We start from the raw sequence: 14,317 nt of genomic DNA, 5'->3' as shown, positions 1-14,317 counted from the left end.
AAATCTTTTCAAAAGTGTGGTTATGAGCTCACTGGCTTACATGCCGTGTGCGCCTGGAGGCCCAAAGAAGAAGACTTGCAACATCCAAACGATGAACCCGTAGCCGCCAACAAAGGCCACACTCAGAATTGGGAAGAGAACAACTGCAATGAAGAGGAACGACTTCCACTCCAGGGAGCGTTTTTCACCACTCTCAATTTTATTAACATCACTCATACATTTGCCTATTTTGTATCTAGTGTTATTGAAAAGCCCGCGTAACCAAGCTTAAGTTTTTTACAATCTCTAATGGAAAATGTTAGACCATACTAATAGTAGGGTTCAATCAAATAAGCGACCTCAGACCTTGTAATTCAACACTTTTTTGAGCTCATCCAGAGATATGATGGATTGATGTTATTTATTAAAAAACATGAACAGATGTGACAAAATAAGTCTTTTAAGGAGTTGTTAAATAACCAACATTTAAGAAACATCGATCACATTTAAATCGTAATTACCATGCCATAAATCGACTTAAAAACTCCGAAAAAGATAACCGTTTGTAAACAAAATGCTGCGTATTAATGTCTAAAATAGCACTCAAGATTTACTTTAAGAACAGCAAAAAGTGCACGTAGTGGTTCATATAAAGGAGAGGCTTAGATACAATTATTCGCGTACTTTCAAGGAGCGATTATGGATAACGTGTTGGATATAAGCTGGGTCAAACTGGCACTGTTTGGTTTGATTTTATTGGTCCCCTTTTTTATCAATGCCCGCTACAAATTAGGGATAGCAAAAGACACGATAATCAGTGTTATCCGAATGACATTTCAGCTCATATTGATTGGCGTGTATTTAGAATATCTTTTTCAATTAAACAGCTTACTTGTCAATATACTTTGGCTTGCCATCATGCTACTGATTGGTGCCAGCTCAATTGCGGGAAAAGCTCGCTTACCTAAAAAGCCACTTATGCTTCCGCTACTAACGGGCCTTACCTGTGGTCTAATACCACTTCTGATAGCAATTACAGCAGGCTTAGTGCAACCATCCCCTATTTACAATGCGCAGTACATGATCCCACTTGCTGGTATGTTATTGGGTAACAGCTTGAGTAGTAATATCATCGCTCTTCAGAATTTGTTTACGGCTTTTGAGCAGAGACAAGCAGAATATGAGGCTGCAATCTCACTTGGAGCCTCTCCTCGCTACGCATCCTTCCCCTTCATTCAGGAGGCTCTTAGAAAGTCCCTTGCCCCGACTTTAGCTTCTATGGCCACTACAGGGCTGGTTACCTTACCGGGTATGATGACCGGTCAAATTCTAGGTGGCGCGAGCCCGATGGTTGCGATTAAATACCAGTTAGTAATTATGCTGGCTATTTTCGTCATGTTGAGTGCCTCCGTAACCATAACGTTAGAAATGACATTGCGCTGGGTACAAACCAAAGAAGGCCGAATCAAGATAAAAATCGAGCAACCCGAATCGACCAAAACTCACGGTTAGTTGGCGCTTGTGGGTAAAGCCCGTTAAACAACTCATGTTGCCAAGTCGAACGTACTTATAACTGAATAACTCAACTATTCTTCGAGCACTCATCAAGACGCTTTCAGATGAAAAGTCAGGCAGAATTCTTTTTGATATAAGCCTCTAATTTTATGAAATTTTCTTTGCAAGTTTAGATACGCACGACCTTTGATACAGGTTATCCACAGAAAATGTGGATAAGCCCCCAAAACCCATACGCAACCAGAAACATAGCAACATAAGTGATCAATCGAATCGTCATGCATTGATCACGTGACTGACATGTTCTAATTTTAAAGTAAAGGCAGTGACCACAAACTTGGAGAGACGTACATGGATGTCTTAATGATCAAAGAAAATTACGATGAACTCCTGTCCGATGCACCTCTGGATTGGCTCGTTCAAGAACCAAAGGAAGTAACTTCTCATTGGCTCCCAACCGATTTTGGCATCAACGAAGAGTTGCTTTAGCATGACTCGACTTATTTGACATTTGCAGAGACAAATAAAAAGAAAGGCGAACCATCTGGTTCGCCTTTCTTGTGATCTTCTAAACTTATCGCAAATGGTTATCTTCATCGCGTAGATAAATCATCCAATACCACATGCCAACAAATACGCCACCACCAATAATGTTTCCTATCGTAACAGGAATTAGGTTGTTTACGATGAACCCCATCATGTTTAAGTCCGCGTAGTTTGCAATATCTGCCCCTGTCATTTGCCAAAACGCTTCTGGCGCAAAGTACTTAATACCAATCGCCATAGGTACTTGGAACATATTCGCAATACAGTGCTCAAAACCTGCCGACACGAACATAGCCACAGGCAAAATCATGACCGCTATTTTATCTGTCAATGTTCGCCCACTAAACGTCATCCAAACTGCAATACAAACTAATACGTTACACATGATGCCAAGCGCAACAGCGGCAAAGAAACCATGATGTAATTTGTGTTGGGAGATCGCCATCGCGTTGAGACCAACTTGGCCATGATCAAACATATATTGCTTGGTAACTAGCATACAGGCCACGAGCAAAATGGCCCCAACCATATTGCCAAAGTAAACCACCAACCAGTTTTTGATAAGTGCTTGCCAAGAGATTTTTCCACTCGCACGCGCAACTAGTGTCAGCACAGAGCTAGTGAAAAGCTCTCCGCCAGTAACCACCACCAAAATCAAACCAAGGCTAAATGCCAGACCACCAATGAGTCGTGTAATGCCCCAAGGCAGCTCGCCTGCGCCTGTCGTTACTGTGGTATAGAAGATGAAAGCAATACCAATATGAAGCCCCGCAGAAATGGCGAGCAGAAAAGATTTGATTGGAGCTTTCGTTGCTTTGCCTACCCCCACTTCAGCCGCGCGTTCCGCAGCTTGTGGCGGTAATAGTGAGTCAAACTGATTAAAGTTCATTCTGGTGTAACATTTAGAAACATTTAAAGAGGCGCGGATAATCGCTCTATTTCCCTATTTTTTCAAGTGCTATTTGGCGTGTTTACTAAAATCGTTGTTATTGGGAGATCAAGCAATAAATAGCGCCTATCATTCGCTACCGTAAGTATCATTGATACTTAACAAGTATTCGACCTTTCGAACAAAGATCCTGCGTTATATCAGCCTGATAGCGCCGTACTTAACACTTCTTGTCGTTGAATGTTGCCCAACGCTACTTTTCAGACTAGCTTGGTAAAAAAGCGCAAAGGAATCATTTATGAAATATTCAGCTGAACATATCGCCGAATTGAATCTACTTCTTCAGTTCGACCTAAGTAGTGCTGCAACTGGTATTAAAGTTCATACAGACGCGTCAGAAGAAATGCAGGCAGCCGTTGCTCGTCTATATAAGAAGCAACTTTGTACACAGCCTGACGGTGGTTATCTAACAGACGAAGGCATTGAAGTTGCAGAACATGCAGATAAGATTTTAAGAGTTTTGTCTGTGTAATTTGAACAAAAAACGCCACCGAACTCGGTGGCGTTTTTTAGTCCTATATTTTTCCTGTCGATGCCTGTGGCAATAATCGCTTTTTCATTTTGCTAAATGGTTGAACCTTGTCATACAACCAGTTAAAACCAGTGGCATAAAATAGGAAGAAAACGAGGAAGCCGGCTTCCAGCATTAGAGCTTGAAGAAGCGTAATTTCTAAGAACCAGGCAATCACAGGTAGAGAGATAAAGATTAATCCTCCCTCGAAACCAATAGTGTGTCCAAGCCGCATCGCTAAACTTCGCTCAGCTCGATTGTCACCAAACCACTTATCAAAGTACAAGTTGTAGATGTAGTTCCATATCACGGTATACATGCTCAACCCGACCCCAACCAACGCAAGATCACTAGAGCCCTTTCCAGTGATCAATGAAGCCGCTGGTACAATAATCGCGAGTGCGATTAACTCAAAAAGTACTGCATGAAAAATTCGTTCGTTACGAGTCATATTTCTCTGTCCAAATAGTTCTACTCAATGCTTAGAATTTTATCTATTATTTAGATAACCAAAAGTTAGATACCATCGGTTTAAGCGATATGTTTACCATCGAACAACTGCAAGCTTTTATTGCTACATCAGAAGCAGGATCATTTTCAGGAGCAGCTAGAAAACTGGGGCGAGCTCAATCTGTAGTGAGCCAGCACATCATGAATATGGAGATCGACTGTGGCGTTGAGCTTTTTGATCGAGCAGGCAGGTACCCTAAATTAACTGAGAATGGCCTCGCGCTCGTACCTTATGCACAAGCAACAATCAGCCAACTCGACCGCCTAAAAAATAGGGCATCACAGCTCTTTTCCACGCCAACGAACAAATTAGTCTTAGCTATTGATGAAGGGATTCCTCTGACTCGCTTGCCGGATGTGCTAAAGAAGTTAGAGCAACGCTTTCCACACTTACAAGTTGAATGCTTAACGGCATCAAGCCCTGATATCATTGAATTGGTTAAGTCGGAACGCGCCACGACTGGGATTATTTTGAGTGATTTACAAATGCCAAGACACATCGATTTCACCAATCTTGGCAATATTGCATTTGATGTCTATGTCTCTTCAACACATCCTTTAGCAAAGCAGCAAATCACTCACATTGATCAACTAAAACAACATCGTCAATTGGTCATACGATCCAAAAGTGCAGAGCCATGTGGTCTCAATCAAGCATTTAGCCCAGATATCTGGTACGCTGATAACTACTATATTTTGTTGGAATTGGCGAATAAAGGGTTTGGTTGGTGCTTTCTACCACAGCATTTAGTCGCGTATTCACCTAATACATTAAAAAAGGTTGGGGATGATTTCACAAAACTGGCTTGGCAAGTCAATGTTGACCTTATTCAGCACCAGAAATGGCATTCAGATCCCCTCCATCAACAAGCCAAAGCAGAACTGCTCAACCTATTCGGGCAGACATAAGTAAGTAGGAAGACCCAAATGGCAAATACATTGATCGTAGGTGCAGGCTGGCTCGGAACTCCGCTAGCAGAAACATTGATGAAAGATGGACACTATGTTGTCGTCACTCGTCGTAGCCAAACTCGATTAAAAGAGTTACCCACCTCATTAACTCACTCCGCATTGTTCGATTTCAATCAATTGAACGCCACAGCACGGCTAGATGAGCTGCTCAAACAGCATCAAATTACGCACGTTATCGGTGCTTTTCCTCCAGGATTTCGTAAAGGACGCGGTCAAGAATATGCACAGCAATGGCAAATACTTGCCAACGCAGCTAAGCAAAACAACGTTGAAAAACTTCTCATGATCAGCTCTACAACGGTTTACCCTAACCTTGCTTCCGATATGGAAGAAGCTGACGCGTCAATCTCTTTAGCAGCCGAAAGCCCTTATTTCTCTGACAATGCACGTATTATGCTTCAAGCAGAGCAGCATGTTATCGACTCGAATATTAGCTTTGTTATTCTACGTTGTAGCGGATTAATCGGGCCAGATAGACACCCATCTCGCTTTGCAGCAAGGCTTCAACAAGTTAGTCGTAAAGCACCAGCTAATATGCTTCATCAAGATGATGCTGTCTCGGCTGCGAAATTTGCCTTAGGCAATTTAAGCAACCAAGTCATTAATGTTACGACACCTCATACTGTCAGCAAGGCTGAGTTCTACCAAGCTGCCATAAACAAAATCGGAAGTGAGATACCTCTTCCACCCGTCACAGAGCAAGCTGACAAGCGTATTCTTGCTGACAAACTACTCTCACTTGGTTATCGATTTCACTTCAATTCAACTTTGGATGCGCTATGAGACTCTATAGACATATAGAAACGCTTTGGGATTACATGCAACTTAAACATGAACTGAAGCCTGCGGACTGTTTGTTTGTGATGTGCAGTAATGATGTGCGTGTAGCGGAGCACGCTGCCAAGCTCTACCACCAAAAGTTGGCACCTTTGATTGTATTTTCAGGGGGTGAAGGTCGCTTCACAGATGGACTGTTTGAAAAAAGCGAGGCAGAAACCTTTGCCGAGATTGCAAAGTTGTCGGGCGTTCCAAGCGAAGCAGTTTTGCTCGAGACTAAATCCACAAACAGTGGAGAAAACGTTCGCTTTACTGAGCAACGATTAAAAGAGGAAGGAAAACAGTGTTCCTCGTTTATTCTGGTACAAAAACCGTTTATGGAGCGTAGAGCAATCGCGACATTTGAAAAACAGTGGCAGTCACCCTACACTCAGCTCCAAGTAAGCTCTGCGGCTCTTCCATTTTTTGAGTACATTAATGAAGACATGCCATTAATGATGGTGCTAGAAGCACTAATGGAAGATTTCTCTCGCGTGAAAAGCTATCCAGAGAAAGGATTTCAAACCGAGCAGAACATCCCTCAGCAAGTCGAATCTTCTTACCAGGCTTTACTCGAGCGATTTGGTTTTGACTTAGTCTAGCTTTTTCTAACCGACAAACAAAAAGCCACCAAGTACGGTGGCTTTTCTATATCAATACGGCTTATTTACCGAGCGCTTCTTTGTAATGTTGGCGGCATACGGAGACATACTTATCGTTACCGCCGATCGCAACTTGATCGCCTTCTTTAATTGCCACGCCGTGTTCATCGGTACGAATAACCATATTCGCTTTGCGGCCGCAATGGCAGATTGTTTTGAGCTCAACCAGCTTGTCTGCCCAAGATAATAGATACTTACTGCCTTCAAAAAGTTCGCCTAGAAAATCGGTGCGAAGGCCGTAACACAATACTGGAATATGCAACTTATCAACGACTTCAGTAAGTTGATAAACTTGTTCTTTCGACAAGAACTGACACTCATCAACAAGAATACAGTGACGTTTTTCAACCTCATTCAGATCTGCGATCTCTTGATACAAATTGGTATCCTGACGAAATAAATGTGCGTCAGATTGAAGACCAATACGAGAGCTCACTTTACCGACACCAAAACGATCATCTAGCGCAGCCGTAAAAATAACTGGCGTCATGCCGCGTTCTTGATAGTTGAAAGAGGATTGAAGAAGCGTTGTTGATTTACCCGCATTCATTGCTGAGTAATAGAAATACATCTGAGCCACAGAGCATTACCTAAAGTTAAAGTTTTAATTTATGGAAATGGAAAATAAAAGGGCTGAATTATCAGCCCTTTAAAAATGAAAATTCAATTACTTACGACGCCACGTTGTGCCTTCTGGACCATCTTCCAGAACAATGCCCATTTCGGTCAGCTTGTCACGAGCCATATCTGCATTCGCCCAATCTTTCGCAGCGCGAGAGTCATTACGCAGCTTGATCAGAGCTTCAATTTCAGCCACTTCATCATCGTTACCCGCATCACCTTTTAGGAAGGCTTCAGGATCTTGGTGAAGAATACCGATCACGTCAGCTAGTTCACGCATTAGCGCACCGAGTTCGCTCGCTTTCTCTAGGTTTTCTGTCTTCAGACGGTTAACTTCTCGCGCCATGTCGAACAGTACTGAGTAAGCTTCTGGTGTGTTGAAGTCATCGTTCATCGCTGCAGTGAAGCGAGATACGTATTCTTCACCACCAGCAGGCGCAGCGTTTAGGTCTAAACCACGTAGAGATGTGTACAGGCGCTCAAGCGAAGCACGTGCTTGGTTTAGGTTATCTTCGCTGTAGTTTAACTGGCTACGGTAGTGACCAGACATTAGGAAGTAACGCACTGTTTCAGCATCGTAGTGACCAAGAACGTCACGGATAGTAAAGAAGTTACCTAGAGATTTAGACATCTTCTCACGGTCTACCATTACCATGCCGCTGTGCATCCATGTGTTCACGTATTGTGTATCGTGTGCACAGCATGATTGTGCGATTTCATTTTCATGGTGTGGGAACTGAAGGTCAGAACCACCGCCGTGAATGTCGAAGTGGTTACCTAGGATTGAAGAGTTCATTGCTGAACACTCAATGTGCCAACCTGGACGACCTGGACCCCATGGTGACTCCCACGTTGGTTCACCCGGCTTTGACATCTTCCAAAGTACAAAGTCTAGAGGGCTGCGTTTTGCTGTTTCGATATCAACGCGCGCGCCAGCTTGAAGCTGATCAAGGTCTTGCTTAGAAAGCTTGCCGTATTCGTTGAATTTACCTACTTCAAACATTACGTCACCGTTATCTGCAACGTATGCAAAACCGCGCTCGATTAGCTTCTCAACCAATTCGATGATTTCAGCAATAAACTGTGTCGCACGAGGTTCAACGTCCGGACGTTTCATGTTCAGCGCATCAAAATCAGCGTGCATTTCACCAATCAAACGCTCAGTCAATGAATCGCAAGACTCACCATTTTCTGCGGCACGTTTGATGATCTTATCGTCGATATCTGTGATGTTACGTACAAACGTCAGATCATAGCCCAAGTAGCGAAGGTAACGTGATACAACGTCAAAAGAGACGAAAGTACGACCGTGACCAATGTGACAGAGATCGTAGATGGTAACTCCACAGACATACATACCGACTTTGCCAGCTGTAATTGGTTTGAATTCCTCTTTCTGTCTTGTGAGTGTGTTATATATCTTTAACATGATCTCTATCTATGATTGTGAATGAATAAAAGAAGATGAGTATATCAACTCCAACCTAGTTAGGTAATAGCAATTAACCGATAAAACGATAATCGGCTAAACTTCAAGCACAAAACGAAGAATTTACTCTTCCTGAGTTTTTAAAGCACTAGAACTTAGGCTAGAATCTCGGGCTCAACACAACACAGTAAAGGAAAGTAGCATGATCACCCTTCACACTAATTTTGGTGACATCAAGATTCAACTAAACGAAGAGAAAGCGCCAGAGACAAGCGCAAACTTCCTTCAGTACTGCCGCGACGGTTTCTACGACAACACGCTTTTCCACCGTGTTATTGACGGCTTCATGATCCAAGGTGGTGGTATGGAGTCTGGTCTACGTGAAAAAGCGACTCGTGCACCTATCAAGAACGAAGCAAACAACGGTCTTAGCAACAAAGTGGGTACACTTGCTATGGCACGTACTATGGAGCCGCATTCAGCAAGCTCTCAGTTCTTCATCAACGTAAACAACAACACATTCCTAGACTTCCGTAGCGAAAGCCTAGATGGTTGGGGTTACTGTGTGTTCGGTGAAGTAATCGAAGGCATGGACATCGTAAATAAGATCAAAGGCGTTAGCACTGGTTCTTACGGCATGCACCAAGACGTACCTCTAGAAGACGTAGTGATCACTGGTACAACAATTGAAGAGTAATTCTTAGGAATTATTTTTAAAAGATAAGTTAATGGGGAGGCATAGCTTCCCCTTATTTCTATGACGACATTATTTATTTCCGATCTTCACCTTACCCCATCACGTCCTGATATCACGGAATGTTTTGTGACGTTCATGCGAACAGAAGCAACAAAAGCTGATGCACTTTATGTACTCGGCGATCTGTTTGAGTTCTGGATTGGTGACGATGACAACACCCCTTTTGCAGACCAAATCCGTGCAGAATTTAAAGCACTGACGGATGCGGGTGTGCCAACTTTTTTCATCCAAGGCAATCGAGATTTTTTACTCGGCAAACGCTTTTGCAAAGAAACCGGTATGACATTACTCGACGATGTCTGCACGATTGATCTTTATGGTCAAAAAGCCGTAATCCTACATGGCGATACGCTCTGTATTGACGATGTGAAATATCAAGAGTTTAGAAAAACCGTTCACAAACCATGGCTACAATGGTTGTTTAACCGTATTCCTTGGTTCATTAAGAAGAAAATTGTCTCAAAAGTTCAATCCGATATTCGTGATGATAAAATGAGCAAGTCATTAGATATCATGGACGTCAACCAAAATGAGGTCGAGAAAGTGATGTCTCAGAACTGCGTCAACTTAATGATTCATGGTCACACACATCGCCCGAACACACATTTTTTTGACGTCGATGGCGTTAAAAAGACCCGAATTGTTTTAGGGGATTGGTATACGCAAGGCTCAGTTTTAAAAGTAAATTCTGATAGTTTTGACCTACAAACGAGACCGTTCATACAGAATTTGCGTTAAGCATGTAGAGCGTGTAGAAGATTCACGCTCAAGTCGTAGATATTTTGTAAAAAATCGCTATTATCATAATACTAAGTTAAACAGAACGAAGTACCTAATTGAAGTATTCTTACGTAGCTCGCCAACCGATTCTGGATAGAGAAAAACGAACCATAGGTTACGAACTCCTCTTTCGAGACGGCCCTAAAAATACCTTCCCTGAAGTAGAACCAGAGCTGGCTACTAGTCGACTGCTATCCGATCATTTTTTGTCGACGCATTACAACACATTAGGAAACAAACTTGGCTTTGTTAACTTTCCGCATCAAAGCTTGGTGAACTTGGTCCCAACTTTGTTCCCTAAAGAATCTCTCGTCATTGAAGTCCTTGAAGACTGCGAACCGACAGAAGAACTGTTAGAAGCTATCAAGCACCTTCATGAGTGCGGATACAAAATTGCTCTGGATGATTTTGTTCCGACGAAAGCTTGGAAGCGTTTTCTTCCATACGTTTCCATGATCAAGTTTGATATTAGACTTGTGCCGATCAAGAAAGCTGCCATTTTTATTCAGGCGTTGAGCCCATTTAAAATCGACTTTCTTGCGGAAAAGGTAGAGACCTATGAAGAGTTTGAGCAAGCTCTAGAAGCCGGTTTTAACTATTTTCAAGGGTATTTTTTTAGCAAACCTGAGATGATCCAGAAAAAACGGTTGAACCCCGCGTTTCTTACCGTCATCCAACTTTGTAAAGAGATTGCAGATAAGCCCATCGACTTCAATGAGGTTGAACGTCTGTTTTCGATTGATGTGACGCTGTCATACAAGCTGCTTACTTACGTAAATTCAGGATATACATTAACGACTAAGATCAAATCGTTCAGACAGGCGCTTGTTTATCTGGGTGAAGAGCGACTACGACGCTTTATTTCCTTAGTTGCAATTGCGTCCGTTCAAGAAGATAAACCTGACTCTCTTTACTCTTTAGCGATTCAGCGTGCACGAATGTGTGAACTGTTACTTAGTCAAATGAACACTAGGTATGACCCTGGGCAGGCTTTTTTGACAGGCATGTTTTCTTTACTCGGCTCTTTGCTCGATCAACCGCTCTCGGATGTCATTGAAGATATCCCCGTTGACGAAGATATAAAACTCGCATTAACCAGTCGAAAAGGCGTACTTGGTCACTTACTTTCGATGACGATCGCCTATGAACAAGCGGACTGGGAGTTAGCCGAGCGATATTGCACCGTTCTTAAATTAACCGAACCTCAATTAGCGGACGCTTTTAATCAATCTACCGAGTGGGCTCAAGAACTGCTGTCTCAAACGCCCTAAATCGCTATAATGCCTCACCTCCAGCCTCGCAATTGTGAGGTTGTTTGTTTTTACCGCTTAATTAATCGAGATTTCATTTTATGGCTTCTTCTTGCCCTTGCGGATCTAACCGCACCTACCAACAGTGTTGTGAAATTGCCCACAACAACCATGCTGACGTCACCACTCCAGAGCAGTTAATGCGCTCTCGTTACAGTGCGCATGTGTTAGGTCTAGTCGATTACGTGGTCAACACTTATCATCCAAGCTGTAATGCAGAAGAGCAACGTGAAGACATTGCCCAATCTATCGACAGCGATTGGTGCAAACTTGAAGTTGTAAAAACAGAAGCTGGCAGTAATGACAATGAAGGCTTTGTAGAGTTTAGCGCTTATTTTGATGAAGACGGCAAACGCTACTGCATGACAGAGCGTTCTCGCTTTGTAAAAGAAAATGGGCTTTGGTACTACATTGACGGCACGTTTCCAGAAGAAGAGCTAGAAGAAGAACCAGAACAAGATCCTCGCCTAAACCAACCAGTGAGTAGCCTAAAAGTAGGTCGTAACGACCCGTGTATCTGTGGAAGCGGTAAGAAATTTAAGAAGTGTTGTGGGTAAGATCATCCACTCCTAGCTTATTGAGCTCGATTTAATTGGATTCTTGACTTCGCCTAGGTTCGTTGGAGTGACGTTAATATATGTACCTATTTGAAGTAAATAACTCTACTGCAAGTACCATTAGAAAATATACCGTCATTCTGAACAGCGAGGGACGAGCGTGATTCAGAATCTAATCGCCACCAGCACTGTTGCCGGTTTTTGCCCCGAATCAAGAACACTAAAGTAAAAAGCCCCTAGGCTCGAGAGCATAGGGGCTTTCACTTATCGCAAGCTTACTTATGACGCTCTTTCAGTTTATTCACTACGTCATTCATCGATAAGCCTTGGTCTTGAAGCAATACCATTAAGTGGTAAATCAAATCTGCTGATTCACACACTAACTCCGACTTATCGCCCGACGTCGCCGCAAGCGCGACTTCAACGCCTTCTTCGCCCACTTTTTGCGAAATACGCTTGGTGCCACGGGCATAAAGACTGGCAGTATAAGAGGAATCTGGGTCGGCACTCTTGCGGGCAGCCAATAGCTGCTCAAGTTGATGAAGCCACACCATTTGTGACTCCTCTTGAGGGTCCACATCCCAGCAAGTTGTGTTACCCAAGTGACACGTAGGACCAATGGGATTCACTTTCACCAGCAGCGTATCGTTATCGCAATCGAGCTGCATGTTCACCAATTGCAATACGTTGCCAGAAGTCTCACCTTTCGTCCAAAGACGCTGCTTGGTACGAGAGAAAAACGTCACTTGACCTGTTTCGCCCGTTTTTGCCAACGCATCTTGGTTCATATAACCCATCATCAGCACTTGGCTTGATTGGAAGTCTTGTACGATAGCAGGTACCAGACCATCCACCTTTTCCCAGTTGATTCGCTCAACTAGCGAACTTACTTCGGCGGCTTTCACACTCATAGTCGTACCTCAATGCCTTGTTGTTTCAAATACTGCTTTAGTTCACCAATATTGATGACTTGTTTGTGGAATACCGATGCGGCAAGCGCGCCATCCACATTTGCTTTTTGGTAGGCTTCCGCAAAGTGCTCCATAGCACCCGCGCCACCCGATGCAATCAGCGGTACATTACATACTTCGCGCACCATATTCAGTTGTTCGATATCGTAGCCGTTACGCACACCGTCTTGGTTCATCATGTTCAGTACGATTTCACCAGCGCCGCGTTTTTGTACTTCTTGCACCCAATCACGCGTTTCCCATTGGGTCGCTTTGGTGCGTTCTTCATCACCAGTAAACTGGTAAACCTGATACTTGCCCGTCTCTTTGTCGTAGTATGAATCGATACCAACGACGATACATTGCACACCAAACTTATCAGCAAGGTCAGTAATCAACTGAGGGTTCGCCAATGCAGGTGAGTTGATAGACACTTTGTCTGCACCAAACTCAAGAATGCGCGCTGCGTCTTCCGCTGATTTAATACCACCAGCCACACAGAAAGGAATATCAATAACTTCTGCAACGCGAGCGACCCAACTTTTATCGACGACACGACCATCACTTGAAGCGGTAATATCGTAGAACACGAGCTCGTCAGCGCCCTCTTCCGCATAACGCTGTGCCAGAGGAACGATGTCGCCAATGATTTCATGGTTACGGAACTGGACGCCCTTGACCACTTGTCCATCACGTACATCAAGACATGGAATTATTCGCTTTGCCAACATGCAAACGCCTCCTCTGCTGTGAACTTACCATCTAACAGCGCACGACCAACAATCACGCCAGCCACACCGCTGCCTTTTAGCGCTTCGATATCTGCTAATGAGCCAATGCCACCTGAAGATTGAAACTGCACTTGTGGGTACTGTTTGCATAGGTCAACGTAAAGCTCTACGTTTGAGCCTTCTAGCGTACCGTCACGAGAAATGTCCGTACAAAGCACGTGCTGCAAACCTATCGTTAGGTAATCGTTGATTAGAGCTTCGATGGTCACGCCTGAATCTTCTTGCCAACCAGAGATCGCCACTTTACGTGTGCCGTCTTGATCGATGTTGATATCTAGCGCGAGAACGATTTTCTCTGCGCCGTATTTTTCCATCCAACCTTTCACAAGCTCTGGCTGTTTTACTGCTGTAGAACCAACAACAACACGCTGAGCACCGGCTTCTAACAGATCAATAACGTCTTGCTCTGTACGCACACCACCACCGATTTGGATGTTTGCTGGTGTACTTGCTAGTAGCTTTGCAATCAAATCAAGCTGGCGTGCTGTCGTGTCTTTCGCGCCAGTTAAATCCACCAAGTGCAGCCAGTTAGCACCCGCTTGGTGGTACAAGTTGAACTGCTCTGCTGGATCGACTTTGTACTCGGTTACTTGGCCGTAATCACCTTGATAAAGGCGAACCACCTGTCCTTCAATTAAATCAAGAGCTGGAATAATCACACT

At 43.5% G+C, this 14,317-nt stretch carries 18 protein-coding genes; 10 read left to right on the top strand and 8 right to left on the bottom strand.

What is annotated here, in order from left to right:
* Window positions 1–36 precede the first annotated feature (36 nt).
* Window positions 37–216 (bottom strand): trimethylamine N-oxide reductase system protein TorE, encoded by a 180-nt coding sequence (gene torE, locus R7P67_RS07885; RefSeq protein ID WP_005378141.1) that lies wholly within the window; start codon window positions 214–216, stop codon window positions 37–39.
* A gap of 462 nt (window positions 217–678) precedes the next feature.
* Here torE and R7P67_RS07880 point away from each other — a divergent pair, with 462 nt between their 5' ends.
* The gene (locus R7P67_RS07880; RefSeq protein WP_262652502.1) at window positions 679–1,491 is read left to right on the top strand and encodes an ABC transporter permease; all 813 of its coding nucleotides are present in this window, start codon (window positions 679–681) and stop codon (window positions 1,489–1,491) included.
* A gap of 354 nt (window positions 1,492–1,845) precedes the next feature.
* Window positions 1,846–1,983 (top strand): hypothetical protein, encoded by a 138-nt coding sequence (locus R7P67_RS07875; protein WP_262656357.1) that lies wholly within the window; start codon window positions 1,846–1,848, stop codon window positions 1,981–1,983.
* 85 nt (window positions 1,984–2,068) lie between these two features.
* Here the strand turns inward: R7P67_RS07875 and focA are convergent, their stop codons facing one another.
* Window positions 2,069–2,929, bottom strand: coding sequence for a formate transporter FocA (focA, locus tag R7P67_RS07870; RefSeq protein ID WP_005378146.1), 861 nt, complete (start codon window positions 2,927–2,929; stop codon window positions 2,069–2,071).
* Window positions 2,930–3,227: 298 nt separating this feature from the next.
* On the opposite strand from focA, the gene R7P67_RS07865 reads away from it, so the two are divergent.
* Window positions 3,228–3,461: a TIGR02647 family protein gene (locus tag R7P67_RS07865; RefSeq protein WP_005387662.1), complete on the top strand. Its 234-nt coding sequence runs from the start codon at window positions 3,228–3,230 to the stop codon at window positions 3,459–3,461.
* Between the two features lie 43 nt (window positions 3,462–3,504).
* On the opposite strand, the gene R7P67_RS07860 is transcribed toward R7P67_RS07865, so the two are convergent.
* Window positions 3,505–3,951 (bottom strand): PACE efflux transporter, encoded by a 447-nt coding sequence (locus tag R7P67_RS07860; RefSeq protein ID WP_042522041.1) that lies wholly within the window; start codon window positions 3,949–3,951, stop codon window positions 3,505–3,507.
* Between the two features lie 89 nt (window positions 3,952–4,040).
* Here R7P67_RS07860 and R7P67_RS07855 point away from each other — a divergent pair, with 89 nt between their 5' ends.
* The 3 genes from R7P67_RS07855 to R7P67_RS07845 are packed head-to-tail and all read left to right on the top strand — an operon-like array spanning window position 4,041 to window position 6,400.
* Window positions 4,041–4,919, top strand: coding sequence for a LysR family transcriptional regulator (locus R7P67_RS07855; RefSeq protein WP_262652503.1), 879 nt, complete (start codon window positions 4,041–4,043; stop codon window positions 4,917–4,919).
* An 18-nt stretch (window positions 4,920–4,937) separates the two neighbouring features.
* Complete coding sequence (locus R7P67_RS07850; protein ID WP_017634682.1) at window positions 4,938–5,765, top strand: NAD-dependent epimerase/dehydratase family protein; 828 nt, start codon at window positions 4,938–4,940, stop codon at window positions 5,763–5,765.
* The gene (locus R7P67_RS07845; protein WP_262652504.1) at window positions 5,762–6,400 is read left to right on the top strand and encodes a YdcF family protein; all 639 of its coding nucleotides are present in this window, start codon (window positions 5,762–5,764) and stop codon (window positions 6,398–6,400) included. The genes R7P67_RS07850 and R7P67_RS07845 overlap by 4 nt, the downstream gene beginning before the upstream one ends.
* A gap of 61 nt (window positions 6,401–6,461) precedes the next feature.
* Here the strand turns inward: R7P67_RS07845 and R7P67_RS07840 are convergent, their stop codons facing one another.
* Together R7P67_RS07840 and cysS are read right to left on the bottom strand one after the other, a co-directional pair.
* The gene (locus R7P67_RS07840) at window positions 6,462–7,040 is read right to left on the bottom strand and encodes a thymidine kinase (RefSeq protein WP_042522050.1); all 579 of its coding nucleotides are present in this window, start codon (window positions 7,038–7,040) and stop codon (window positions 6,462–6,464) included.
* 87 nt (window positions 7,041–7,127) lie between these two features.
* A complete protein-coding gene (gene cysS / locus R7P67_RS07835) occupies window positions 7,128–8,510 on the bottom strand; it encodes a cysteine--tRNA ligase (protein WP_005378155.1) in 1,383 nt (460 codons plus the stop codon).
* Between the two features lie 202 nt (window positions 8,511–8,712).
* Between cysS and R7P67_RS07830 the strand changes: the two genes are divergently transcribed.
* The 4 genes from R7P67_RS07830 (at window position 8,713) to R7P67_RS07815 (ending at window position 11,914) form a co-directional block, all read left to right on the top strand.
* Window positions 8,713–9,207 carry a peptidylprolyl isomerase gene (locus tag R7P67_RS07830; protein WP_005378156.1) on the top strand — a complete coding sequence of 165 codons (495 nt, stop codon included), beginning with the start codon at window positions 8,713–8,715 and terminating at the stop codon, window positions 9,205–9,207.
* A 60-nt stretch (window positions 9,208–9,267) separates the two neighbouring features.
* Window positions 9,268–10,005 (top strand): UDP-2,3-diacylglucosamine diphosphatase, encoded by a 738-nt coding sequence (lpxH, locus tag R7P67_RS07825; RefSeq protein ID WP_005389817.1) that lies wholly within the window; start codon window positions 9,268–9,270, stop codon window positions 10,003–10,005.
* Window positions 10,006–10,103: 98 nt separating this feature from the next.
* Window positions 10,104–11,318 carry an EAL and HDOD domain-containing protein gene (locus R7P67_RS07820; RefSeq protein WP_262652506.1) on the top strand — a complete coding sequence of 405 codons (1,215 nt, stop codon included), beginning with the start codon at window positions 10,104–10,106 and terminating at the stop codon, window positions 11,316–11,318.
* 80 nt (window positions 11,319–11,398) lie between these two features.
* Window positions 11,399–11,914: a YchJ family protein gene (locus R7P67_RS07815; RefSeq protein ID WP_033905094.1), complete on the top strand. Its 516-nt coding sequence runs from the start codon at window positions 11,399–11,401 to the stop codon at window positions 11,912–11,914.
* 275 nt (window positions 11,915–12,189) lie between these two features.
* Here R7P67_RS07815 and hisIE read toward each other — a convergent pair whose 3' ends face one another.
* Genes hisIE through hisA form a run of 3 tightly spaced genes read right to left on the bottom strand, consistent with a single transcriptional unit; the run spans window position 12,190 to window position 14,314 of the window.
* On the bottom strand, window positions 12,190–12,825 hold the full coding sequence (gene hisIE, locus R7P67_RS07810; protein WP_213971452.1) for a bifunctional phosphoribosyl-AMP cyclohydrolase/phosphoribosyl-ATP diphosphatase HisIE: 636 nt from the start codon (window positions 12,823–12,825) through the stop codon (window positions 12,190–12,192).
* The gene (gene hisF, locus R7P67_RS07805) at window positions 12,822–13,595 is read right to left on the bottom strand and encodes an imidazole glycerol phosphate synthase subunit HisF (RefSeq protein ID WP_004749837.1); all 774 of its coding nucleotides are present in this window, start codon (window positions 13,593–13,595) and stop codon (window positions 12,822–12,824) included. Before hisF ends, hisIE begins: the two co-directional genes overlap by 4 nt.
* On the bottom strand, window positions 13,577–14,314 hold the full coding sequence (hisA, locus tag R7P67_RS07800) for a 1-(5-phosphoribosyl)-5-[(5-phosphoribosylamino)methylideneamino]imidazole-4-carboxamide isomerase (RefSeq protein ID WP_239938341.1): 738 nt from the start codon (window positions 14,312–14,314) through the stop codon (window positions 13,577–13,579). Before hisA ends, hisF begins: the two co-directional genes overlap by 19 nt.
* Window positions 14,315–14,317: the final 3 nt, after the last annotated feature.

This window comes from Vibrio sp. Vb0937, assembly GCF_033338855.1.
Note: the sequence above shows the minus strand (reverse complement) of the source record. Positions and strands in the feature narration are given on the sequence as shown.

Coding starts and splice junctions, on each gene's coding strand:
- torE (WP_005378141.1), bottom strand. CDS start 216: ATGAGTGATGTTAATAAAATTGAGAGTGGTGAAAAACGCTCCCTGGAG.
- R7P67_RS07880 (WP_262652502.1), top strand. CDS start 679: ATGGATAACGTGTTGGATATAAGCTGGGTCAAACTGGCACTGTTTGGT.
- R7P67_RS07875 (WP_262656357.1), top strand. CDS start 1,846: ATGGATGTCTTAATGATCAAAGAAAATTACGATGAACTCCTGTCCGAT.
- focA (WP_005378146.1), bottom strand. CDS start 2,929: ATGAACTTTAATCAGTTTGACTCACTATTACCGCCACAAGCTGCGGAA.
- R7P67_RS07865 (WP_005387662.1), top strand. CDS start 3,228: ATGAAATATTCAGCTGAACATATCGCCGAATTGAATCTACTTCTTCAG.
- R7P67_RS07860 (WP_042522041.1), bottom strand. CDS start 3,951: ATGACTCGTAACGAACGAATTTTTCATGCAGTACTTTTTGAGTTAATC.
- R7P67_RS07855 (WP_262652503.1), top strand. CDS start 4,041: ATGTTTACCATCGAACAACTGCAAGCTTTTATTGCTACATCAGAAGCA.
- R7P67_RS07850 (WP_017634682.1), top strand. CDS start 4,938: ATGGCAAATACATTGATCGTAGGTGCAGGCTGGCTCGGAACTCCGCTA.
- R7P67_RS07845 (WP_262652504.1), top strand. CDS start 5,762: ATGAGACTCTATAGACATATAGAAACGCTTTGGGATTACATGCAACTT.
- cysS (WP_005378155.1), bottom strand. CDS start 8,510: ATGTTAAAGATATATAACACACTCACAAGACAGAAAGAGGAATTCAAA.
- R7P67_RS07830 (WP_005378156.1), top strand. CDS start 8,713: ATGATCACCCTTCACACTAATTTTGGTGACATCAAGATTCAACTAAAC.
- lpxH (WP_005389817.1), top strand. CDS start 9,268: ATGACGACATTATTTATTTCCGATCTTCACCTTACCCCATCACGTCCT.
- R7P67_RS07815 (WP_033905094.1), top strand. CDS start 11,399: ATGGCTTCTTCTTGCCCTTGCGGATCTAACCGCACCTACCAACAGTGT.
- hisIE (WP_213971452.1), bottom strand. CDS start 12,825: ATGAGTGTGAAAGCCGCCGAAGTAAGTTCGCTAGTTGAGCGAATCAAC.
- hisF (WP_004749837.1), bottom strand. CDS start 13,595: ATGTTGGCAAAGCGAATAATTCCATGTCTTGATGTACGTGATGGACAA.